This window comes from Miltoncostaea oceani (assembly GCF_018141545.1).
In the GTDB taxonomy this organism is placed as follows: Bacteria; Actinomycetota; Thermoleophilia; order Miltoncostaeales; family Miltoncostaeaceae; genus Miltoncostaea; species Miltoncostaea oceani.
This window is the reverse complement of record NZ_CP064356.1, coordinates 1,988,147-2,009,401: the sequence shown is the minus strand read 5'-3', so window position 1 is coordinate 2,009,401 and position 21,255 is coordinate 1,988,147. Positions and strand designations below refer to the sequence as shown.

General features: G+C 73.7%; 21 protein-coding genes. 16 read left to right on the top strand and 5 right to left on the bottom strand.

The window, feature by feature from the left end:
* Positions 1-54 precede the first annotated feature (54 nt).
* Positions 55-1,620 (bottom strand): amidase, encoded by a 1,566-nt coding sequence (locus IU369_RS10260; RefSeq protein ID WP_217920884.1) that lies wholly within the window; start codon positions 1,618-1,620, stop codon positions 55-57.
* The gene (locus tag IU369_RS10255) at positions 1,617-1,844 is read right to left on the bottom strand and encodes a hypothetical protein (RefSeq protein ID WP_217920883.1); all 228 of its coding nucleotides are present in this window, start codon (positions 1,842-1,844) and stop codon (positions 1,617-1,619) included. Before IU369_RS10255 ends, IU369_RS10260 begins: the two co-directional genes overlap by 4 nt.
* 313 nt (positions 1,845-2,157) lie before the next feature.
* Here IU369_RS10255 and rpsO point away from each other — a divergent pair, with 313 nt between their 5' ends.
* From rpsO to IU369_RS10240, 3 genes are all read left to right on the top strand, one after another.
* On the top strand, positions 2,158-2,424 hold the full coding sequence (rpsO, locus tag IU369_RS10250; RefSeq protein WP_217920882.1) for a 30S ribosomal protein S15: 267 nt from the start codon (positions 2,158-2,160) through the stop codon (positions 2,422-2,424).
* A 91-nt stretch (positions 2,425-2,515) separates the two neighbouring features.
* Positions 2,516-4,705 (top strand): polyribonucleotide nucleotidyltransferase, encoded by a 2,190-nt coding sequence (locus tag IU369_RS10245; protein WP_217920881.1) that lies wholly within the window; start codon positions 2,516-2,518, stop codon positions 4,703-4,705.
* A 4-nt stretch (positions 4,706-4,709) separates the two neighbouring features.
* Positions 4,710-6,008: a M16 family metallopeptidase gene (locus IU369_RS10240; protein ID WP_217920880.1), complete on the top strand. Its 1,299-nt coding sequence runs from the start codon at positions 4,710-4,712 to the stop codon at positions 6,006-6,008.
* Between the two features lie 33 nt (positions 6,009-6,041).
* Here the strand turns inward: IU369_RS10240 and IU369_RS10235 are convergent, their stop codons facing one another.
* Positions 6,042-7,043 carry a zinc-dependent alcohol dehydrogenase family protein gene (locus IU369_RS10235; protein WP_217920879.1) on the bottom strand — a complete coding sequence of 334 codons (1,002 nt, stop codon included), beginning with the start codon at positions 7,041-7,043 and terminating at the stop codon, positions 6,042-6,044.
* Positions 7,044-7,189: 146 nt separating this feature from the next.
* Between IU369_RS10235 and IU369_RS10230 the strand changes: the two genes are divergently transcribed.
* Together IU369_RS10230 and IU369_RS10225 are read left to right on the top strand one after the other, a co-directional pair.
* A complete protein-coding gene (locus IU369_RS10230) occupies positions 7,190-7,513 on the top strand; it encodes a hypothetical protein (RefSeq protein WP_217920878.1) in 324 nt (107 codons plus the stop codon).
* A 117-nt stretch (positions 7,514-7,630) separates the two neighbouring features.
* The gene (locus IU369_RS10225; protein WP_217920877.1) at positions 7,631-8,032 is read left to right on the top strand and encodes a VOC family protein; all 402 of its coding nucleotides are present in this window, start codon (positions 7,631-7,633) and stop codon (positions 8,030-8,032) included.
* A 370-nt stretch (positions 8,033-8,402) separates the two neighbouring features.
* On the opposite strand, the gene IU369_RS10220 is transcribed toward IU369_RS10225, so the two are convergent.
* The gene (locus IU369_RS10220; RefSeq protein ID WP_217920876.1) at positions 8,403-9,011 is read right to left on the bottom strand and encodes a histidine phosphatase family protein; all 609 of its coding nucleotides are present in this window, start codon (positions 9,009-9,011) and stop codon (positions 8,403-8,405) included.
* A 43-nt stretch (positions 9,012-9,054) separates the two neighbouring features.
* Between IU369_RS10220 and dapB the strand changes: the two genes are divergently transcribed.
* The 9 genes from dapB (at position 9,055) to IU369_RS10175 (ending at position 19,749) form a co-directional block, all read left to right on the top strand.
* The gene (dapB, locus tag IU369_RS10215; protein WP_217920875.1) at positions 9,055-9,747 is read left to right on the top strand and encodes a 4-hydroxy-tetrahydrodipicolinate reductase; all 693 of its coding nucleotides are present in this window, start codon (positions 9,055-9,057) and stop codon (positions 9,745-9,747) included.
* Entirely contained in the window at positions 9,744-13,268 is a 3,525-nt protein-coding gene (locus IU369_RS10210; RefSeq protein ID WP_217920874.1) for a pyruvate carboxylase, read from the top strand. The genes dapB and IU369_RS10210 overlap by 4 nt, the downstream gene beginning before the upstream one ends.
* 3 nt (positions 13,269-13,271) lie before the next feature.
* Complete coding sequence (locus tag IU369_RS10205) at positions 13,272-13,994, top strand: ATP-binding protein (protein ID WP_217920873.1); 723 nt, start codon at positions 13,272-13,274, stop codon at positions 13,992-13,994.
* A 29-nt stretch (positions 13,995-14,023) separates the two neighbouring features.
* Positions 14,024-14,428 carry a cupin domain-containing protein gene (locus IU369_RS10200; RefSeq protein WP_217920872.1) on the top strand — a complete coding sequence of 135 codons (405 nt, stop codon included), beginning with the start codon at positions 14,024-14,026 and terminating at the stop codon, positions 14,426-14,428.
* Positions 14,429-14,435: 7 nt separating this feature from the next.
* Entirely contained in the window at positions 14,436-14,966 is a 531-nt protein-coding gene (locus IU369_RS10195) for a hypothetical protein (RefSeq protein WP_217920871.1), read from the top strand.
* Positions 14,963-16,057: a geranylgeranyl reductase family protein gene (locus IU369_RS10190; protein ID WP_217920870.1), complete on the top strand. Its 1,095-nt coding sequence runs from the start codon at positions 14,963-14,965 to the stop codon at positions 16,055-16,057. The genes IU369_RS10195 and IU369_RS10190 overlap by 4 nt, the downstream gene beginning before the upstream one ends.
* Before the next feature lie 171 nt (positions 16,058-16,228).
* On the top strand, positions 16,229-17,101 hold the full coding sequence (locus IU369_RS10185; protein WP_217924397.1) for a hypothetical protein: 873 nt from the start codon (positions 16,229-16,231) through the stop codon (positions 17,099-17,101).
* A 41-nt stretch (positions 17,102-17,142) separates the two neighbouring features.
* Positions 17,143-18,021, top strand: coding sequence for a 4-hydroxy-tetrahydrodipicolinate synthase (dapA, locus tag IU369_RS10180; RefSeq protein ID WP_217920869.1), 879 nt, complete (start codon positions 17,143-17,145; stop codon positions 18,019-18,021).
* A gap of 33 nt (positions 18,022-18,054) precedes the next feature.
* The gene (locus IU369_RS10175) at positions 18,055-19,749 is read left to right on the top strand and encodes a ribonuclease J (protein ID WP_217920868.1); all 1,695 of its coding nucleotides are present in this window, start codon (positions 18,055-18,057) and stop codon (positions 19,747-19,749) included.
* Between the two features lie 140 nt (positions 19,750-19,889).
* Here IU369_RS10175 and IU369_RS10170 read toward each other — a convergent pair whose 3' ends face one another.
* Entirely contained in the window at positions 19,890-20,330 is a 441-nt protein-coding gene (locus tag IU369_RS10170; RefSeq protein WP_217920867.1) for a cupin domain-containing protein, read from the bottom strand.
* A gap of 82 nt (positions 20,331-20,412) precedes the next feature.
* Between IU369_RS10170 and IU369_RS10165 the strand changes: the two genes are divergently transcribed.
* Positions 20,413-20,943 (top strand): PadR family transcriptional regulator, encoded by a 531-nt coding sequence (locus IU369_RS10165; RefSeq protein ID WP_217920866.1) that lies wholly within the window; start codon positions 20,413-20,415, stop codon positions 20,941-20,943.
* 165 nt (positions 20,944-21,108) lie between these two features.
* Entirely contained in the window at positions 21,109-21,252 is a 144-nt protein-coding gene (locus tag IU369_RS10160) for a hypothetical protein (RefSeq protein ID WP_217920865.1), read from the top strand.
* Positions 21,253-21,255 lie beyond the last annotated feature (3 nt).

The window sequence follows — 21,255 nt, the reverse complement described above, 5'->3', positions numbered from 1 at the left end:
CGCGCCCGGCGGCACGCCCTCCCCGTCCGTGGGGAGGGCGCGCCGGCGGGACCGCTAGAGCGCGGGGCGGGCCTTGTGGAAGTCGGTCGCCAGCTGGAAGCCGTGGGCCACCAGCAGCGCCTCCGCGTCGTTGCCGGGCGCCGCGGCGCACTGCATCGACAGCGGCATCCCCTCGGCGGCCGAGATCCCGGTGGGGATCGCGATCGCCGGGGCGCCGGTCAGGTTCCACGGGTTGGTCTTGCTGCCCGAGGACCGTCGCGCCGACGGCGTGCCGCCGCCCGCCTTCAGCCCGGCGATGTTGTCGGCGGGGTGGATCAGGACGTCCACCTCGTCGAACACCGACAGGATCGCGTCGCACCACAGGCGCCGCACCCGCTGCGCCTGGGCGTAGGCGTGCCCCGGCATCAGCACCCCGGCCGCGACGCGGCTGAGGTAGTCGGGCGACATGTTCTGCGGCTGCGAGATCAGGTTGACGTACTGGTACGCCGCGACCTCGTGGCTGCGGATGATGTCGTAGAACGACGAGGTGCTCGTCAGGCCCGGGATGAGGGCCTGTGTGGTGACCTCGCGGACCGTCGCCCCCTGCCGGCGGACGACGTCGACCGCGGCGGTGAACGCCGCGAGCTCCTCGTCGTTCGGCACGCCGAGGAAGTAGTCGCCGGGGGCGGGGACGCCGACCACGACGCCGCGCAGCGGCTTGCGGGACGGCGCCTCCAGCAGGCGCTTCGCCAGCCGGTACCTCTTCACCGGCCGCGTGAACGGGTCCTTCGGGTCCTGGCCGCCGAGCGCGTCGACCACGAGGGCGCAGTCGAGGGCGGAGTGCGCCAGCGGGCCGGGGTGGTCCATCGACCAGGCGAGGGGGAGGATCCCGTGGAGGCTGATCGTCCCGTACGTCGGCTTGAACCCGCTGATCCCGACGTTCGCGGCGGGCCCGCGGATCGACCCGCCGGTGCAGGTGCCCATGCCGACCATGAACTCGGAGGCGCCGACGCCCGCGGCCGACCCCGAGCTCGACCCGCCGGGGGTGCGCAGCAGGTCCCACGGGTTGTTCGCCGCCGACGCGGTCGCGGTGGCCAGCTCGCTGGTGCCGACCTTGCCGAGCACGACGGCGCCGCCGGCCTTCAGCCGCGCGACCGACTCGGCGTCGAAGCCCGGGACGAAGCCCGTGTAGAGCTTCGAGTTGCCCTCGGTGACCTTGCCCTCGGTGAGGTAGATGTCCTTCAGGCCGACGGTGATGCCGTGGAGGGGGCCGAGGTAGGTGCCCCGCCGCGCCAGCTTCTCGGCCTTGCGGGCCTGGGCGAGGATCTCCGCGTCGGGGTACTTGTTGACGAACGCCAGCACCTTCGGCTCGACGGCCTCGATGCGCTCGAGGGTGGCGACGGCCAGGTCGACGGGGGACAGCTTGCCGGCGCGGATGAGGCGCCCGGCCTCCGAGAGCTCCAGGTCGTAGAGGGGGACGTCGGGGACCCCGGATCCCTTCCCGGGCGGCGGCTTCTTCGACGTGCCGAGCGCCGACATCGGGGTGGCGAGCACGGACGCCGCCGCGACGCCGGCCGCGGCGGTCTTGACGAAGTCCCGCCGGCTGACGGTCGACGTGGACGGTGGGGCGGTGGTCGTCACGGTGCCCATCCCTTCGCGGTCGGCTCGACGACGACGGTCGCCTGGTACTCCGTGAGCGGTGCGGGGGTCTCCTGCTGGGGGATCGCGTCGAGGATCGCCTGGCACTGCTCCAGGCCGTTGAGGACGCTGTCGAACACGCTCGTGGGGAGCTGGTCCGGGCGCAGTCCGTACAGGGGGCCGAGCTGGGCGGCGAGCGCCGCCGCCTGTTCGGGCGTGTAGGGCACGTCTCCTGCCTCCATGGGTGCGGTTCTCTCCGAGCGCCGGGTGGCGCTACCGCTTCCGGGACCCCGGGATGGGGAAGCACGGGCAGTCTCCCGTCTCCGCGGGGTCTCCGGCCATTGTCCCGGGGGCCAGGATCGCGGGGTCCCCGCTTATCTGACGGGTGCAGGACGTTTACCGGACGGGGTGCGGCGGGGGGTCTCTGATACCCTCGCCACGCGCCGGGGTGCGCGTCGCGGACCACGTGACCCCCCTGTGCGCATCACGTGACGACCCGGGGTGGCTCAGGCTGCGCCGCGGCTGAGACAGGAGAACCGCATGCTCGACAAGGACGCGAAGGCCGAGGTCATCGGTGGGCACCGCCGCCACGAGACCGACACGGGCTCGCCGCAGGTGCAGGTGGCCATCCTCACCGAGAGGATCAACGGCCTCACCGAGCACCTCAAGCTCCACAAGAAGGACCACCACTCGCGACGTGGCCTCCTGCAGATGGTCGGGCGCCGCCGGCGCCTCCTGAACTACCTTCAGAAGACCGATCTGGACGGCTACCGCGAGCTGACGAAGAAGCTCGGCCTGCGCAGGTAGGCGCGGCCGACGAACGGACGGACCGGCGCACAGGGCGCCGGGCTGAGGCGCCCCGGCCGAACAGGTCGGCGGGGCAGACAAAGGGTGTGACATGGGTGTAGAGGTCGTTACCGCGAAGATCGGTGATGCTCCGATCTCGTTCGAGACGGGGAAGCTGGCCAAGCAGGCCAACGGGGCGGTGCTCGTCCGCTCGGGTGACACGGTGGTGCTGGTGACGGCGGTGGGCGCGCAGACGCCCCGCCCGGGGGCGGACTTCTTCCCCCTCACCGTCGATGTCGAGGAGCGGATGTACGCCGCGGGCAAGATCCCCGGCGGCTTCATCAAGCGCGAGTCGCGTCCGAGCGACCGCGCCACCCTCACGGCGCGCATGACCGACCGGCCGATCCGGCCGCTCTGGCCGAAGGGCTACCGCAACGAGACGCAGGTCGTCGCGACCGTGCTGTCCGTGGACCAGGTCAACGCGTTCGACATCCTGGCGCTGAACGGCGCCTCGGCCGCGCTGATGATCTCCGAGCTGCCCTTCCAGGGCCCGGTCGGCGCCGTCCGCATCGGCCTGATCGGCGACGAGTTCATCATCAACCCGACGCTGCAGGAGACCGAGGAGTCGGAGCTCGACCTCGTCGTCGCCGGCACCGCCGAGGCCATCTCGATGGTCGAGGCCGGCGCCCGCGAGGTCGACGAGGAGACGATGCTCGAGGCCCTCCAGATCGCCCACGAGGAGATCCGGAACCTCTGCGCCGTCCAGCTGGAGCTGGTCGAGAAGGCCGGCAAGGAGAAGTGGGACATCGCGCCGGTCTCGGTCGACGAGAAGGTCTCCGCCGCCATCGAGAAGGCCGCCGGCAAGGACCTCGCCGAGGCCACCTCCGAGCAGGCGAAGCTGCTGCGCCGCGACAAGGTCGCCGCCGTGCGCGAGGCGGCCCGCGAGGCCGTCGTCGGCGCCGACGCCGACCCGGAGGACGTCGCCGCCTTCAGCCGCGCGTTCGACGCGCTGCAGAAGAGCCTGATCCGCAAGCGGATCGCGGTCGACAAGCACCGCCCCGACGGGCGCAAGGCCGACGAGATCCGGCCGATCACGTGCGAGGCCGGCATCCTGCCGCGCGTCCACGGCTCCGGCCTGTTCACGCGCGGTGAGACCCAGGTGCTGACGAGCCTCGCGCTCGGCACCACGAAGGAGGCGCAGCGCATCGACGGCCTCGGCATCGAGACCACGAAGCGCTACATCCACCACTACAACTTCCCGCCGTTCTCCGTGGGCGAGACCGGCTTCATGCGCGGCCCGAAGCGCCGCGACATCGGCCACGGCGCGCTCGCCGAGCGGGCCCTCCTGCCGATGATCCCGGACGACGTCGAGTTCCCGTACACGCTGCGGCTCGTCTCCGAGACGCTGGAGAGCAACGGCTCGTCGTCGATGGCGTCGGTCTGCGGCTCGACCCTCGCACTGCTCGACGCCGGCGTCGCGATCACGCGCCCCGTCGCGGGCATCGCGATGGGCCTCATCAAGGAGGGTGACGACCACATCATCCTCAGCGACATCCAGGGCGACGAGGACCACCTCGGCGACATGGACTTCAAGGTCGCGGGCACGTCCGAGGGCATCAACGCCCTGCAGATGGACATCAAGATCACCGGCGTGACCTTCGAGATCCTCCGGGAGGCCCTCGCGCAGGCGAAGGCCGGCCGCGAGCACATCCTCGGGATCATGGCGGAGACCCTGCCGGAGCCCCGGACGGAGCTGTCGGCGTGGGCCCCGCGCATCACGGCGATCAAGATCGACCCGGAGCGCATCGGCACCGTCATCGGCAAGGGCGGCGAGACGATCCGCGGCCTCGAGGCCGACTACGAGGTCGAGATCTCGATCGAGGACGACGGCACCGTCAAGGTGTACGGCGTCAACGGCGAGAAGGCCGACGCGGCCGTCGAGGCGATCCGCGCGATGACCAAGGACGTCGAGGTGGGCGACACCTACCTGGGCGCCAAGGTCGTGAAGACGACCACGTTCGGCGCGTTCGTCGAGCTGACGAAGGGCGTCGACGGCCTGCTGCACATCTCGAACCTCGGCCGCGGCCGGGTCGACAAGGTCGAGGACGTCGTCAACCGCGGCGACGTGGTCGACGTGACGGTCGTCGAGGTGGACAAGGCACGCGGCCGCATCGGCCTGCGCATCGTCGGCATGGAGGACGTCGACGGGGGCGGGGGCGAGAACGGGTCGGCCGGCGAGTCCGGCGACGACGACGGCGAGCGCCCGCGCCGCCGCCGCCGGCGACTGACCGCCGCGGAGTAGTCGGATGAGCGCGCCGGCCTCGGCCACGCCCCCGCCGGTGATCGGCGTCACCCCGGGTGGTCTCCGTGTCGTCACGGAGGCCATCCCGGGGGTCCGCTCGGTCGCCCTGGGGATCTGGATCGGGGTCGGCTCGCGGTTCGAGCGCGACGAGGAGGCGGGGATCTCCCACTTCCTCGAGCACATGCTGTTCAAGGGCACGCCGACGCACTCGCCGGAGCAGATCGCCCAGGCCTTCGACGGCCTCGGCGGCGAGGTGAACGCGGCGACCGGCAAGGACTACACGGTCCTCTACTGCCGGGTGCTCGACGAGCTCCTCGACCAGGCGATGCCGCTGCTGACGGACATGGCGCAGCGGCCGTCGTTCCTCGACCTCGACCAGGAGCGCGAGGTCGTCCTCGAGGAGATCGCCATGTACGAGGACGACCCCCAGGACCAGATCCACGACCTCGCGAGTCGCGCGGTCTTCCCGGACCAGGCCCTCGGCCGTCCCGTCATCGGCACGCGCGAGGTCATCGGCAGCGTCCCCGAGTCGGGGGTGCGGGCCTACCACGCCGGTCACTACACGGCGCCGAACATGGTCGTCGCGGCGGCGGGCAACATCACCCACGAGCGGGTGATGGAGCTCTCGGAGCGCCTCCTCGGCGACCTGCCGTCGGTGGCGTCGGAGGGTGTCTTCGAGGCCGCCAGCGCCGGCGCCCCGACCCTCGTGGTGAAGGAGAAGGCGACGGAGCAGTACCACCTGTGCCTCGGTGGCCCGGGCCTGTCGCGCAACGACCCGCGCCGTCACGCCCAGTCGGTGCTCGACACGGTGCTCGGCGGGTCGATGAGCAGCCGCCTGTTCCAGGAGGTCCGTGAGAAGCGCGGCCTGGCGTACTCGGTCGGCTCCTACGTCGTCGGCTACGCCGACGCCGGCCAGGTCGGCGTCTACCTCGGCACGCGCGAGGACAACCTCGGCGTGTGCTGCGACATCATCGCGACGGAGCTGCGGCGCATCGGCTCGGAACCGCTGCCCGCCGAGGAGCTCCGCCGGGCGAAGGACCACCTGAAGGGCCGCTTGGTGCTCGGGATGGAGAGCTCCGGCACCCGCATGAACCGCATCGGCCGGTCCGTCCTGACGGGCACGGAGATGCTGACGGTCGACGAGATCGTGGAGCGCGTCGAGGCCGTGACGGTCGATGACGTGCAGGCGCTCGCGCACGAGCACTGGGCCCCGGAGGCGATGTCCGTCGCCGCGATCGGCCCGACGGGCGAACTGATCCGCGACGCCGTCCGCAGGCTCAGCCCGGAGCTCGCCGCCGCCTGATCGGGACGGCGGGGCCCGGCCCGCGGGCCGGCGTCAGCCGACGAGCAGCACCTTGCCCGCGCGGCCGGGCCGTTCGGCGTGGGCGACGGCGGCGCGGATGTCGGCGAGGTCGTACCGCGCCTCGACCGGGGGGTCGACGACGCCCTCGGCCATCATCCCGAGCATCGTCGCGATCGTCTCCTGCACGTGGGCGGGGGTGGATTCGCGGAACCAGTGCGCGAGCCAGAACCCCCGGACGGTCGAGCCGCGGAAGATCTGCTGGCCGGTGTCGAACGGGGCGGGCTCCTGGGAGAGGCGCCCGTAGGTGACGAGGGTGCCCCGCACCGCGAGCGACGCGGCCATGGCGGCGGCGAGCGGGCCGCCGACGGCGTCGATCGCCTTCGCGACGCCGACGCCGCCGGTGATCTCCCCGACGCGGGCGGGGAGGTCGTCACCGCCGACGATCACCTCGTCGGCGCCGAGGTCGAGGAGCTCCTGTGCGCCCTCGGGGCGGCGGACGATGTTGATGGTGCGGAAGCCACGCGCCTTCGCGAGCTGCAGCACCACGCGCCCGAGCGTCGATCCCGCGGCGCTCTGGAGCAGCCACTCGCCGGGCTGCACGTCGAGCTCCTCGACGACGAGCACCCAGGCGGTGAGGGGGTTGACGACGAGCTGGGCGGCGGCGTCGTCGGAGACGCCGTCGGGGATGGGGACGAGCGTCGCGGCGGGCGCGGTCATCCGCTCCGCCCACGTCCCCGGGGTGATGCCGAGGGAGACGACGCGGTCGCCGATGGTGACGTTGCCGACGCCCTCGCCGAGGGCCTCGACCTCGCCGACGCCCTCCAGCCCGGGGGTGGCGGGCAGCGGCGGCAGGTCGCCGTACCGTCCGCGGACGACGGAGAGGTCGGACGGGTTGATGGGGCGCGACGTCAGCCGGATCGTCACCTCACCGGGACCGGGCGCCGGCATCGGGATGCGGGAGACGCTCAGGACGTCGGCGGGCTCCCCGAACTCCTCGAAGCGGACGGCGCGGCTGGTCAGTGCGGGGGCGGGCATCGGGATCCTCCGGTGGGGGCGTCGGGACAGTCTTCCCGATCCCGGCGATCGCGCACCCTCCGATCCGACGTCGGCGCGTCCGGTATCGAACACACGTTCGACGAACGCGCTACGATGTGGGAGGTCGTGATGCGGAGGAGGCGGACGTGATCGGGATGGGTGGGAGGCTGCGGCGGGGACGGGCGCACGGGCGCTGGACGGCGGCGGATCTGGCGGACGTCGTGGAGGCCGTCCTGCGGTCGCGGGGTGACCACGTGTGGAGCGCGGAGGACGTGCGGGACCGCCTGGCGTTCGGCCGCCCCGCCGGGGGGCCGGCGTTGTCGTCGGTGCGCGAGGCCCTGCGGCTCCTCGGCGACGAGGGGCGGGTCGAGCGCGTGGACGTCTGGGGGCTGCGGGGGTGGGGCAACACCGCCCACGCCTACCGGGCGGCCGAGGGCGCCGCGCAGATGGAGCTGGGGATCGCGGCGTAGCAGGGGGCGTCGTCCCGCCGGCCGGGTCGCCCGCGCCGGCCGGGTGGACCGTCGGTCTCGGGGACGTGGGGGCGGGTAGCATCGGGCGCGGAACCGTCCCCGGAGCCGGAGGCACCGATGCCCGTCGAACTGATCCACACGATGATCCGCGTGCTCGACGAGGATCGTTCCCTGGCGTTCTACGGGGCGATCGGCTTCGAGGAGCGGGGGCGGCGCCGGGTCGGTGGGGACACGGCGACGGTGATCTTCCTCGCCCTCCCGGGCGACGGCGCGCGGCTGGAGCTGACCCTCAACGACGGCCGCACGGAGCCGTACGAGCTGGGGGAGGGGTACGGCCACATCGCCCTGACGGTGAGCGACGACATGGACGCCGAGCTCGCCCGCTTCGCGGAGGCGGGGATCGCGCCGGAGAAGGAGCCCTACGCGGCGTACCCCGGCGGCCCCCGGATCTGCTTCCTCCGCGACCCCGACGGCTACCGCATCGAGCTCCTCGAACGGAACCCCGAGGACGAGTTCTGATCTACTGAGCGGAGCGGGGGCGTCCGAGCGGAGCCGCCTCCGCCGGACAGGACAGGTGCTCGGCCACCGGCCACTCGGCCATGTCACCGGGCGGCCACGTGGCCGTGGGCCCGGAGTCCATTCGCCTGAGGTAGTTCCTGGTGCCCGAAGCGTCGCATCAGGCGGCCACGTAGCCGCGACGCCGGCGGCTACGTGGCCGTGACCGGGGTTCATTTGGCCACGACCCGTCCGGCCACTTGGCCACGACCCGTCCGGCCACGTGGCCGTGACCGGTGGGTCCAATTGGCCGCGACCCCTCCGGCCACTTGGCCGGAGCCCCGAGGTCCATTCGGCCATCACCGACACGAGCCCCACCCGGAGCCCGCCGGGCTCACCCCAGGTGGCGGTCCCCGCTCCGGGGGTCGGGGCTCATGCCGAAGGCGACGAGGTGGGGGGAGGGGAGGGTCTCGATGATGGTGACGGTGGCGTTGGCGACGGGGACCATCGCCTCCGGGTCGAGTCCGGCGAGTTCGTGGCAGAGGGCGCGGACCGGCCCCCCGTGGGTCACGACCACGGCGCGGCGGGCGCCGGTCGCCTCCAGGTCCCGCGCCGCCTCCGCCACGCGGGCCCGGGTCCGCGCCCAGCTCTCGCCCCCCGGCGGGGTGTGGCGCCCGACGCGCCAGCGCAGGAAGTCGGCGTGCTCGGCGGGGGACAGGTCACCGGGCAGGCGCCCCGTCCACTCCCCGAGGTCCGACTCGCGCCACCGCGGGTCGTCCTCCGCCACGGCGACGGTCGCGGGCAGGCCGAGCAGCTCCCGGGTCACGACGGCGCGCCGCAGATCCGACGACACCGCGACCTCCGGGGCGAGCGCGGCGACGAACGGCCCGAGGGCCACCGCCTCCGCCCGGCCGGCGTCGCTGAGGGGGGGATCGGACACCCCCTGGAGCCGCCCGAGGGCGTTCCACTCGGACTGTCCGTGCCGCACGAGGATCAGACGCACCCCGCGAACGATACGACTCCGGCGCCCACTGTAGGCTCGCCGGGTGATCGACGTCTGCGTCTCGGGAGCCGGTGGCCGCATGGGCCAGGCCGTGGTCGGCGCCGTCACGCGCGAGGACGACATGCGCGTGGCGATGTCCGTCGACCCCACCCTCGGCGGGCAGCCCGACAGCTACGAGAACCTCACCGCCGCGCTCGCGTCCGGCACGCCCGAGGTGATGGTCGACTTCACCATCCCCGACACCGTCTTCGCGAACGTCACCACCGCGCTCCGCGCCGGCGTCCACGTCGTCGTCGGCACCACCGGCCTCACCGACGACCAGGTCGCCGAGATCCGGGCCCTCGCCGAGGGGGGGACCGCGAACGCGCTCATCGCCCCGAACTTCGCCGTCGGCGCCGTCCTCATGATGCGCTTCGCCGCGGAGGCGTCACGGCACATGCCGAAGGCGGAGATCATCGAGCTGCACCACGACCGCAAGCTCGACGCCCCCTCCGGCACCGCCCTCCGCACCGCCGGGCTGATGGAGGGCGACCCCGTCGTCCACTCCGTCCGCCTCCCCGGCCTCGTCGCCCACCAGGAGGTCATCCTCGGCGGCCACGACGAGACCCTGACGATCCGCCACGACTCGCTCTCGCGGGAGAGCTTCATGCCCGGTGTCGTGATGGCGGTGCGCGCCGTCCGGACACGGCCCGGCCTGACCCTGGGGCTCGAGCCCGTCCTCTTCGGGACGCCATGACCACCGCGGCGGCCCCCCGCCGGATCCGCAAGCTCCTCGTCGCGAACCGCAGTGAGATCGCGATCCGCGTCTTCCGCGCCGCCACCGAGCTCGGGCTGCGCACCGTCGCGATCTACTCCCTCGAGGACCGGTTCGCGCTCCACCGGTTCAAGGCCGACGAGGCGTACCAGGTGGGCCGCGGGGCGGAGCCGGTGCGGGCCTACCTCGGCATCGAGGAGATCATGCGCGTCGCCCGCGACTGCGGCGCCGACGCCATCCACCCCGGCTACGGCTTCCTCGCCGAGAACCCCGAGCTCGCCGAGGCGTGCGTCCGCGAGGGGATCACCTGGGTCGGCCCGCCGCGGATGGTGATGGACCGCCTCGGCAACAAGGTCGAGGCCCGCGCCCTCGCCGAACGCGCCGGCGTGCCCGTCATGCCGGCGACGGGGGCGTTGCCGGACGAGCCCGCCGAGTGGCGCCGCCAGGCCGACGAGGTCGGCTTCCCCCTCATGGTGAAGGCGAGCTGGGGCGGCGGCGGGCGCGGAATGCGCATGGTCCACGACCCCGCGGAGCTCGAGGAGGCCGTCGCGACCGGCCGGCGCGAGGCCCGCGCCGCGTTCGGCAACGGCGAGGTGTTCCTCGAGCGCCTCGTCGAGCGCGCCTGGCACATCGAGGTGCAGATCCTCGCCGACGAGCACGGCAACGTCGTCCACCTCCACGAACGCGACTGCACCGTGCAGCGCCGCCACCAGAAGGTCGTCGAGATCGCGCCGTCGCCGCGCCTCGACCCCCGCCTGCGCCGGGAGATCTGCGACGCCGCGGTCCGCCTCATGACCGAGGCGCGGTACGTCTGCGCCGGCACCGTCGAGTTCCTCGTCGACGCCGAACGCGGCGAGTTCTTCTTCATCGAGGTCAACCCCCGCGTCCAGGTCGAGCACACCGTCACCGAGGTCGTCACGGGGATCGACATCGTGAAGGCGCAGATCCGCCTCGCGCAGGGCGCCACCATCGGCGAGGACGACTGCGGGGTGCCGCCGCAGGACGGGATCCGGGTCAACGGCAGCGCGATGCAGTGCCGCATCACCACCGAGGACCCCGAGAACCACTTCATCCCCGACTACGGCCGCATCAGCGCCTACCGCGAGGCGACGGGCTTCGGCATCCGCCTCGACGGCGGCACCGCCTACTCGTCCGCGGTCATCACGCCGTTCTACGACTCGCTCCTCGAGAAGGTGACGGCGTGGGCGCCGACCCACGAGGAGTCGGTGCTGCGGATGGACCGGGCGCTGCGGGAGTTCCGGATCCGCGGCGTCCGCACCAACCTGCCGTTCCTCGAGGCCCTCATCTCCCACCCGCGGTTCCGGGCCGGCGACTACACCACCCGCTTCATCGACGAGACACCGGAGCTGTTCCGGTTCCGGCCCCGCCGCGACCGCGCGACCCGGCTGCTGCAGTTCATCGCGGAGGTCCTCGTCAACGGCAACCCCGAGGTCGCGGGGCGCGCCCGGCCGGAGCACCTCCGGGTGCCGCGCATCCCCGACGTCCCGCCCCGCCCCGAGGAGCCCCGCGGCACCCGCGACATCCTCGAGGAGCTCGGGCCCGAGGGGTTCTCGCGGTGGATGCGCGACGAACGCCGCCTGCTCCTCACCGACACGACGTTCCGCGACGCCCACCAGTCCCTCCTCGCGACGCGGTTCCGCACCCACGACCTCGTCGGCCCGGCGCCCTACTACGCCCGGCACCTCTCCGGGCTGCTGTCGCTGGAGGCGTGGGGTGGCGCGACGTTCGACGTCGCCATGCGGTTCCTCCGCGAGGACCCCTGGGACCGCCTCGCACGGCTCCGCGCCGCGGTGCCGAACATCCTCATCCAGATGCTCCTGCGGTCGTCGAACGCCGTCGGCTACACCAACTACCCCGACAACGTCGTCCGGTTCTTCGTGCAGCAGGCCGCCGAGGGCGGGGTCGACCTGTTCCGCGTGTTCGACAGCCTCAACTGGGTCGAGAACATGCACGTCGCGATGGACGCGGTCCTCGAGAGCGGGAAGCTGCTCGAGGCGAGCATCTGCTACACCGGCGACCTCACCGACCCGACGCGCACGAAGTACGACCTCGCCTACTACACGGGCATGGCGCGGCAGCTCGAGGACGCCGGCGCCCACATCCTCGGCATCAAGGACATGGCGGGCCTCTGCAAGCCCGAGGCCGCCCGCATGCTGGTCACCGCCCTGAAGGCGGAGATCGGCATCCCCATCCACTTCCACACGCACGACACCAGCGGCATCTCCGCCGCGTCGGTCCTCGCCGCCGCCGACGCCGGCGTCGACGCCGCCGACGTCGCGATGGACCCCATGAGCGGCCTCACCTCGCAGCCGAACCTCGGCTCGATCGTGGAGGCGCTCCGGGGCGGTCCCCGCGACACCGGGTTCGAGCGCGAGCCGCTCGCCCGGGCCGCCGCCTACTGGGAGGCCGTGCGCGACGCCTACGCCGGCTTCGAGAGCGAGATGCGGGCCGGCGCCGCCGAGGTCTACGAGCACGAGATGCCCGGCGGCCAGTACACGAACCTGCGCCAGCAGGCGCGCGCCCTCGGCATCGAGTCGCGGTGGCGCGAGGTCGCCGGCACCTACGCCGCCGTGAACCGCATGTTCGGCGACATCGTCAAGGTCACGCCGACCTCGAAGGTGGTCGGCGACCTCGCCGTCTACATGGTCACCAACGACCTGACGCCCGACGACGTCCTCGACCCGGACCACGAGATCGCGTTCCCCGACTCCGTCGTCGAGTTCTTCCACGGCGACCTCGGCCAGCCCCACGGCGGATTCCCCGAGGCGCTGCAGCGCAAGGTGCTGAAGGGGGAGCCGCCGCTGACGGTGCGGCCCGGCCAGGTGCTCGAGCCGATCGACATCGACGCCGCCCGGGCGGAGGTCGAGAAGGCCGTCCGCCGGCGCGTGTCGGACCAGGAGCTCGCCGGCTACCTGATGTACCCGAAGGTCTTCACCGACTTCGCCGAGCACCAGCGCACCTACGGCGACGTCAGCGTCCTCCCGACGCCGGTGTTCCTCCACGGGATGACGCGCGACGAGGAGCTGTTCGTCGACATCGAGCGCGGCAAGACGCTCGTCATCCGGTTCCTCACCATCGGGGAGGCCGACGACGAGGGCCGCCGCACCATCTTCTTCGAGCTCAACGGCCAGCCGCGGGAGGTGAAGGTCGTCGACCGCTCCGTCGCCCCGACCGGCCCGGGGCGCCGGATGGCGGACGAGGGCGACCCCACCCACGTCCCCGCGCCGATGCCGGGCCTGGTGGTCGCGGTGCTCGCCCACGAGGGCGACCGGGTCGAGCGCGGCGACCGCCTCCTGTCGATCGAGGCGATGAAGATGGAGACGGGCGTCTTCGCCGACCGCGACGGGGTCGTCCTCGAGGTGCTCGTCGGGGCGGGCACCCAGGTCGACACCAAGCAGCTGATGGTCGTGGTCGGCGACCCCGCCGACCCCGGGGGCGACGGGGACGACGACGGCGACGGCGCCGGAGGGGACGGGGGGTAGCCGATGGCCGCGCGCGTCCACCTCGAGCTGCCCGCGCGACCCGCGTCGCTGCCCGGCGTGCACGGGGCGGTCGCGGGGCTGGAGGCGCCGGAGCTGGGGGACGAGGGCCGCGGCGACCTCGCGCTGATCGCGGTCGAGCTCGTGACGAACGCGATGCGGCACTCGGGGTCCACCGAACCCGTCGGCCTCGACGTGACGGCGGTGCCGGGGGCGGTGCGCATCGAGGTCCGCGACCGGGGACCCGGCTTCGACCCCGACCCGGGCACGCCGACCCTCCGCCAGGTCGGGGGCCGCGGGCTCTTCCTCGTCGAGCAGCTCGCCGACCGCTGGGGGTACGCGCACGACGGCGACGGCTTCCTCGTCTGGGCCGAGCTGTGGACGGGCGGCCACACCCGCCACCGCCGGGTCCCGCCGCGGATGCTCGCCCTCGGCGACGCGGTCGACGACCCCCCGGAGCCGCCCGTGCCCGGCGACGAGGAGATCGCGGCGCTCCCGGACGCCGTCCTCAAGGACGAGCTGAACCTGCTGGCCGAGGACGAGCGCCGCGTGTCGGCGCGCCGGCGCCGCCTGCACGCCCACATCGACGCGATGCGCCGCGAGGTCGCCCGCCGCCTCTCCTCGCCGCGCACCGACGCGATCCTGAGCGAGGCCGACCTCGCCGAGCTCGCGCGCCTGCTCGCCGGACGGATGCCGCCGGCGCCGCGTCCCGCGGGGGACGACCGGTAGCATCGGGACCAATCGAGGGAGGGGTGCTGATGGGCGACTGGACCAAGGTCTCGGAGGGCGACGTCGAGGAGCGGGAGCGCCGCGGCGGCGGTGCCGCGTCACGCGACCTCGCGGGGGCGCTCGGCGCGCAGGGCCTGACCCTGCGGGTGTGGCGGTACCAACCCGGCAACGAGATGGCGTACCACCGCCACCACGAGCAGGAGGAGATCTACCAGCTGCTCGCCGGCGGTCCCCAGGAGGTCTACGTCGAGGGTGAGGTCGTGACCGTCGAGGACGGGGAGTGGCTCCGCTTCGCGAAGGGCGTCGCCCGCCGCATCCAGAACCACTCGGACCGCGAGGCGGTGTGGCTCACCATGGGGGCGCCCCCCGGGACGGGCATCACCGACGGCATCCGGATCGACCCGGAGACCGGCCAGGAGATCCCGCGCACGTGAGCCGCTGATGGGGCCCCGCCTGATCGCCCTGGCGGCCCTGCTCGCCCGGAGGCAGGGCCCCGTCGTGGCGCAGGCGCTGCTGCGCAGCGGCCGCGCGTGGCTCGCCGACCCCGCCAACGAGGCGACCAAGCGTGCGCTCGTCGCCCAACTCGAGTCGGCGGCGAAGGCGGTGGGCGGCGCCGCCGGGATGCTCTCCACCCGGATGGCGCGCGAGGTCGAGCGGCGGAAGGTGTCGGTCGGCGCGTGGGAGCGCGACCTCATGGCCCTCCGGTACGACGTCGCCGACATGGCCCCGGGGCCGGTCCGCGACGCGGCGCTCACCGCCTACGCCGCCCAGGCGTCCGCGGCGATCCACCTCGTCACCGGCGCCCGCGACGTCGAGAAGGCCCGCGCCGAGGTCATCGCGGCCCTCGACGCGGAGGAGCGGATGCTGCGCGCCGAGCGCCTCGGGGTCGATGAGAAGAAGCGCGCCATCCTCGCCGTCGCCCTGGCGCGGAAGGCCTGCGCCGAGCACGGCGCCGCCCCGGTCCGCCGGTGAGCGTGCCCGCCGGCCCGTGGGACGCGATCGTGTGCGGGGGGTCGTTCGCCGGCCTCGCCGCCGCCGGCCAGATCGGCGGCCGCGTCCTCGTCATCGACCGCCTCGAGATCGGCGACGGCGAGACGTCGGCCTCCGCCGTCCCGCTCGCGTGCCTCCAGCGGATGGACCTGACCGCCCACGTCCAGCAGGTGCACCGCGACATCGTCCTGCACACGCGGCGGCGGTCGCAGCGGATCCGCCTCTTCGACTTCGCGACCTTCGACTACCGGGGGCTCTGCGAGGAGATGTTCGCGCGGTCCGGGGCCACGTTCCTGCGGGCGCGCATCACCGCGGCGGGCGACGGGGTGGTCCGCACGACCGCGGGCGAGTTCACCGCGCCCGTCGTGATCGAGGCCGCCGGCTGGCGGACGTCGGCCCCGAAGGGCCCCGCCCAGCGGCGCGCCCGCGCGGGACGCCGCAGCTTCGGCGTCGAGTCGCGCCTCCCCGTCCACGGCGAGGGCCTCCACTTCTACGTCGGGCCCGCGTACGGCCGGCGGATGTTCTCGTGGGTGTTCCCGGCCGGCGACCACGTCCGCGCCGGCCTCGCCGCGTACGACGGGCGGTCGTCGCTGTCGCGCGACCTCGGGGAGTTCCTCGACGGCCGCGGCCTCGGCGACGTGACGGGCGCGACGCACGGCGGCTACTTCACGTCGCGGTTCGGCGAGCCCGTCCGCGACGGCATGTTCGTCACCGGCGACGCCGCCGGCCACTGCCTGCCGGTCTCCGGGGAGGGGATCCGGCCCGCCCTCGTCTACGGGCAGATCGCCGGGCGCCTCGCGGAGCGGGTGCGCACCGGGGAGCTCACCCTCGGCGAGGCGCTCTCGCGGTACCGGGCGTTCGTGCTGTCGCGGCGCCGGGGGTTCGACGCCCTCGACCGCCTGCAGAGCGTCCTCGACCGCAGCCCCGACGCCGCCTTCGCGTTTCTGGCGCGGGCCGTCGCGCACCCCCGCGTGCGCCCCTGGGCGGTCCGCCACTACTGGGAGGTCGCCGACCCCGGCCTCCTCACCGCGGGCGCCGCCCGCGAGCCCGTGCCGGCGGTCGCCGCGGCCTGAGGGACACCTCCGGTCGCGCGGCACCGCAGGGGGTGGAGCTTTCGGCGCGGGGTGCCGATGACAGGGACGTCCCGAGGCACCCGCACCACGTCTCACCCGCACCACGCCGTGGCCTCCCCCCGGCGAACCCGCCGGGACGCGGTGGCCCGCCGTCCGCTCGGAGGTCCCGCCATGTGCCCACGTCCCCGCCGCTCCGTCCTCGCCGTCCTCGTCGCCGCCGTCGCCCTCACGTCCGTCCCGACCGCCGTGTCGGCCGGGTGGGGCTTCTCCGAGACGGCGACCGTCCCGAAGCGCACGGCGAAGGCAGGCGCCGTCTCGGCGAAGCTGACGAAGCAGCTGAAGGTGCTCCCGAAGCAGGCGAAGCTCCTCCAGGTGCAGGTCCGGGGCCTGTCGATCCAGCTGCAGGCGCTCAACGGCCGCGTGGACTCCCTGGAGGCGCGCTTCGCGAAAGCCGTTGCCGCGGGCGGCGTCGGCCCGGAGGGCCCGGCGGGGGCACCGGGCGCCCCCGGCACGCCCGGGCCCGCGGGCCCGCAGGGGCCGCAGGGACCGAAGGGCACGACGGGGGACACCGGCCCCCAGGGCGCGCAGGGCGCGCGGGGACTCACCTGGCGCGGCGCGTGGGTGGCCGGCAACTACGCGAAGGACGACGCGGTGCAGCGCGACGGCTCGTCGTACGTCGCGACCGGCCCGGCGACCGCGGGTGACGTGCCGGGCACGGCGCCGGTGTGGTCGCTCCTCGCGGCGAAGGCCGGCACCGGCGGCGGTGGCGGGGGCACGATCACCGGGTTCGAGCTGGAGGTCGTGGACAAGGTCGTCGCGGCGACGGCCTCCCAGGACGTCAGCACCGGCCACACCTGCGCGAACGGCGGGATCGCCACCGGCGGCACCGCGAGCCTCGTGAACAGCACCGACGGCACGATCATCGGCGGCCAGGTCGGGGCCGACGTGAACGACGTCCCGCGGAGCTGGTTCACCATCTTCCGGTCCAACGTCACGAACAACGTGACCGTCCGGATCTCGGTGGTCTGCGCGCAGACCCAGTAGCCCCACGGGGTGGGCGCCGGGCACGCGTCTATACTCAGCGCGTGCTCGGCACCATCCTGACCGCCATGGTGACGCCGTTCGACCCCGACCTCCGGGTCGACGAGGCGGCCGCCACCACCCTCGCCCACCACCTCGTGGAGCACGGCTCCGACGGCCTGGTGATGGCGGGGACGACCGGTGAGGCGTCGACGCTCACCGACGACGAGAAGGTCGCGCTCTACCGCCTCGCGGTCCGCGAGGTCGGCGGGCGCGCCAGCGTCGTCGCCGGCACGGGCAGCAACGACACCGCCCACTCGGTGCACCTCACGCGGCTCGCCGCGGAGGCGGGCGTCGACGCGGTGCTCGTCGTGACCCCGTACTACAACCGTCCGCCGCGGGCCGGGATCATCGGCCACGTCACGGCCATCGCCGAGGTCGGCCTGCCGGTCGTGCTCTACAACATCCCCGGCCGCAGCGGGATCAACATGGAGCCCGACCTGATCGCCGAGCTCGCCTTCATCGACAACGTCACGTCGCTGAAGCAGGCGAACCCCGACCCCGACGAGCTGGCGGCCGTCGCGGGCATCCCGGACCTCACCCTCTACGCCGGCAACGACGACATGACGCTCGCCGTCGCCCGGCTGGGCGGCGCCGGCGTGATCTCGGTCGCGTCGCACCTCGTCGGCGAGCAGATGGCCGCCGTCGTCGAGGCGGAGCGCAAGGGCGACCACGACGAGGCCCGACGGCGCGACGGCGAGCTCGCCGCGCTGTACGAGGGCCTCTTCGTCACCACCAGCCCCATCCTGATCAAGGCGGCACTCGAGATGATCGGACTGATCCCCTCGGACCGCCTGCGCCTCCCCCTGGTCGAGGCGACGCCCGTGCAGCGCGACATCCTGCGCAGCGTGCTCGAGCGCCAGGGCATTCTCTCGCGGGCATAGTTCCCGCGCTCGAAACAGACTGAGGAGGGTCGCATGGCGACCAGCGCCGGCGTGCGCGTCATCCCGCTCGGGGGAGCGGGGGAGATCGGCAAGAACATGTACGTGGTCGAGTACGGGGACCGCATGGTCCTCATCGACTGCGGCATCACCTTCCCGAAGAACGACCAGATGGGCGTGGACATCGTCCTGCCCGACTTCAGCTACGTGGTGGAGCGCCGGGAGAACCTCGAGGCGCTGATCCTCACCCACGGGCACGAGGACCACATCGGCGCCGTGCCGTTCCTGCTGCGCGCCGTCGGCCACGTGCCGATCTACGCCCGCCGGTTCACGCTCGGCCTGCTGCGGGCGAAGCTCGAGGAGCACCGCCTCATGGACGGCGCGGAGCTGATCGAGGCGCCGTACGACCGGTCGATCCCCGTCGGCCCGTTCGACACCGAGTTCATCCCGCTGACCCACTCCACGCCCGACTGCTCGGCGGTGGCGCTGTCGACCCCCGCGGGGACGATCGTGCACACCGGCGACTTCGGCATCGAGTTCGCCCCGGTGGGCGGGCGGCGCAGCGACCTCGGCGCCCTCGCCCGGATCGGCGAGCGCGGCGTCCAGCTGCTCCTCGCCGACTCGACGAACGCGGAGGAGGGCCCGAGCGGCTCCCCGCTCCCGACCCGCGAGGTCCGCAACGAGCTGACCCGGATCTTCGCGACGGCCCCCCAGCGGGTGCTCGTCACGACGTTCTCGTCGCACATCCACCGCGTCCAGCAGGTGCTCGACGCCGCGTACGACGACGGCCGCGTCGTCGCCCTCATCGGCCGCTCCCTCACCCGCAACGTCGCGATGGCGCAGAACCTCGTCGACCCGCAGACCGGCAGCCCGTACCTGAACCCGCCGCCGGGGACGCTGGTGAAGCTGAAGGAGCTGGAGAGCCGCCCCCGCGACGAGCAGGTGCTGATCTGCACCGGCTCCCAGGGCGAGCCGATGGCGGCCCTCAGCCGCATCGCCCGCGGCGAGCACCACCAGGTCTCGATCGAGAAGGGCGACACCGTCCTCTACTCGTCGAGCACCGTCCCGGGCAACGAGATGGCCGTCAACGAGATCCTCAACCGCCTCGTGCGCGCCGACGCCCACTTCATCACGGAGCGGGAGAACTCCCGCGTCCACGTCTCCGGCCACGGCAGCGCCAGCGACCTGCTGCTGATGCTCGAGCTGCTGCGCCCCCGGTTCTTCGCCCCGATCCACGGCGAGGCCCGCCACCAGCGCGCCCACGCCGGGCTCGCGAAGGCCCTCGGCTACACGGACGACCGGATCACGATCCTCGACAACGGCGACGTCCTCGAGGTCACGAAGGACTCCGCGGGGATCACCGACCGCGTCAAGGCGGGCCTCACCTACGTGGACCAGGGCGGCGGCGGCGACATCACCGAGAGCGTCCTCCGGGACCGGCGCCACCTCTCCGACGACGGGCTCGTCGTCGTGATCGCCCGCGTCGACGCCTCCGACGGCTCGATCGTCGGCGACATCGAGGTCATCACCCGCGGCTTCGGTTCCGGCGAGGACCAGCAGCTCATCGAGGAGACCCGCGAGGCCGTCGAGCGGAGCCTCGCGACGTCGGCGGAGCAGCGCATCACGGAGGTCGGCGTCCTCCAGCACCAGCTCCACGACGCCGTCGCCGGCCTCGTCCGCAAGCGCACCCAGCAGCGCCCGATGGTCCTCCCCGTCATCGTGGAAGTGTGACCAAGCGCCTCTCGCGGCGGCTTCGCCGCTGATCGCGAGGACGGCGCGGACGGCGGCACCGGCTGCCGCCGGGGACGGCCGCCGGAGACCACGATGCAGCCGAGAGGGGATCGCCCCCCAGGGCGATCCCCTCTCTGTGACTAGAGCCCGGGGTTCGGCCCGGTGACCCGGATGCCGTAGGCGGCGAAGACGGCGGGTGCCCGGTCCATGTCCACGGGTGCGGGCAGCTCGGAGAACATGCCCTCGAACCCGCCGGGGGTGCAGGCCACCAGCATCCGCGCCACCGGCGACCTCACCGTGAACGTGTGGGGCACGCCGCGCGGCAGCAGCGCGCTCGTGCCGGCGGGCGCGTCGTGGGCCTCCCCGCCGCAGTGGACGGTGAGGTGCCCCTCGAGGACGTGGAACGTCTCGTCCTCGCGGTCGTGGATGTGCATCGGGGGCTCCTCGCCCGGGTGGGCGACGGCCTCGAAGAGCGAGAGCCCCTCGGTCGCGATCAGGACGCGGACGGCGTGGAAGCTCTGGACGGCGCTCCCGGCCCCGGGGGCCGTGACGACGGCGGGGGTGGCGGTCGGGACGGGCATGACGATCCTCCTGGTGACGGTGTAAACTCCGATTGGGAGCTTATAAGTCCCAATGGGAGCGAGTCAATCCACCGGAGGACCCGTGGCCGAGGACCTGAACCCGCTGTCGTACGTCGTGCTCGGAATGGTGGGGCGCGGCGGCGCCGGCGCCCACGAGATCGTGGACATGATGCGCCGGGGCGGCCGGCTCCACTGGTCGGCCGCCGAGAGCAAGCTCTACGCGGAGCCGAAGCGCCTCGAGCGGCTCGGCTACCTCAGCTCTCGGGAGGAGCCGGGGCGCACGCGGTCGCGGCGGGTGTACGAGCTGACCCCGGCGGGTGAGGAGGCCCTCCGCGCGTGGGTGGCCCGGCCGACCCCGTTCCCGCGCATCCAGTCCGAGCCGGCCGTGCGCCTGATGGCCGGGGACTTCGGGGACCCGGCGAGCCTGCGGGAGAGCCTCGGGGCCATGCGGGCCGAGATCGCGAGCCTGCGCGCCGCCGCCGCCGAGTCGGAGGCGCGGGTGGGGGAGATCCCGCACCGCGCCGGCAACCTCCGGCTCGTCCACTCGCTGGGCCGCCGCGTCCTGGACGCCCACGAGGACTGGCTCGACGAGGTCGAGCGGGAGCTCGGCTGACCCCACGCCGGGCGGGCCGCGCCCGTCGCGGCGACCCGCGCGTCCTCGCGGTGGACGCCCCGGGTGCCGATGGGGGGGAGGGCGGTGTGTGCCGTCCCCCGGGGAGCACGCCGGGCGCCCCTCACCGGTGGGCGCCGGCTCGGACCTCCCCGCCGAAGGGGTTCCATGCGCGTCCCCCCGTCCCACGTCCCCCGCGGCCGTCCCCGCCGCGGCCTCGCCGGCGCCGCCTCGGCGTCGCTGCTCGCCCTGGCCCTCGCCGCCCCCGCGGTGGCGGCGGAGCCGGTCGACCTCGGCGCGGCCGGCACCTAGTCG

Excerpts from the sequence above, each read along its gene's own strand:
- IU369_RS10205 (WP_217920873.1), top strand. The coding sequence starts at position 13,272 with ATGGCCGCGCGCGTCCACCTCGAGCTGCCCGCGCGACCCGCGTCGCTG.
- IU369_RS10185 (WP_217924397.1), top strand. The coding sequence starts at position 16,229 with ATGTGCCCACGTCCCCGCCGCTCCGTCCTCGCCGTCCTCGTCGCCGCC.
- IU369_RS10235 (WP_217920879.1), bottom strand. The coding sequence starts at position 7,043 with ATGCCCGCCCCCGCACTGACCAGCCGCGCCGTCCGCTTCGAGGAGTTC.
- IU369_RS10225 (WP_217920877.1), top strand. The coding sequence starts at position 7,631 with ATGCCCGTCGAACTGATCCACACGATGATCCGCGTGCTCGACGAGGAT.
- IU369_RS10195 (WP_217920871.1), top strand. The coding sequence starts at position 14,436 with ATGGGGCCCCGCCTGATCGCCCTGGCGGCCCTGCTCGCCCGGAGGCAG.
- IU369_RS10240 (WP_217920880.1), top strand. The coding sequence starts at position 4,710 with ATGAGCGCGCCGGCCTCGGCCACGCCCCCGCCGGTGATCGGCGTCACC.
- IU369_RS10160 (WP_217920865.1), top strand. The coding sequence starts at position 21,109 with ATGCGCGTCCCCCCGTCCCACGTCCCCCGCGGCCGTCCCCGCCGCGGC.
- IU369_RS10245 (WP_217920881.1), top strand. The coding sequence starts at position 2,516 with ATGGGTGTAGAGGTCGTTACCGCGAAGATCGGTGATGCTCCGATCTCG.
- IU369_RS10200 (WP_217920872.1), top strand. The coding sequence starts at position 14,024 with ATGGGCGACTGGACCAAGGTCTCGGAGGGCGACGTCGAGGAGCGGGAG.
- IU369_RS10175 (WP_217920868.1), top strand. The coding sequence starts at position 18,055 with ATGGCGACCAGCGCCGGCGTGCGCGTCATCCCGCTCGGGGGAGCGGGG.
- IU369_RS10170 (WP_217920867.1), bottom strand. The coding sequence starts at position 20,330 with ATGCCCGTCCCGACCGCCACCCCCGCCGTCGTCACGGCCCCCGGGGCC.
- IU369_RS10210 (WP_217920874.1), top strand. The coding sequence starts at position 9,744 with ATGACCACCGCGGCGGCCCCCCGCCGGATCCGCAAGCTCCTCGTCGCG.
- rpsO (WP_217920882.1), top strand. The coding sequence starts at position 2,158 with ATGCTCGACAAGGACGCGAAGGCCGAGGTCATCGGTGGGCACCGCCGC.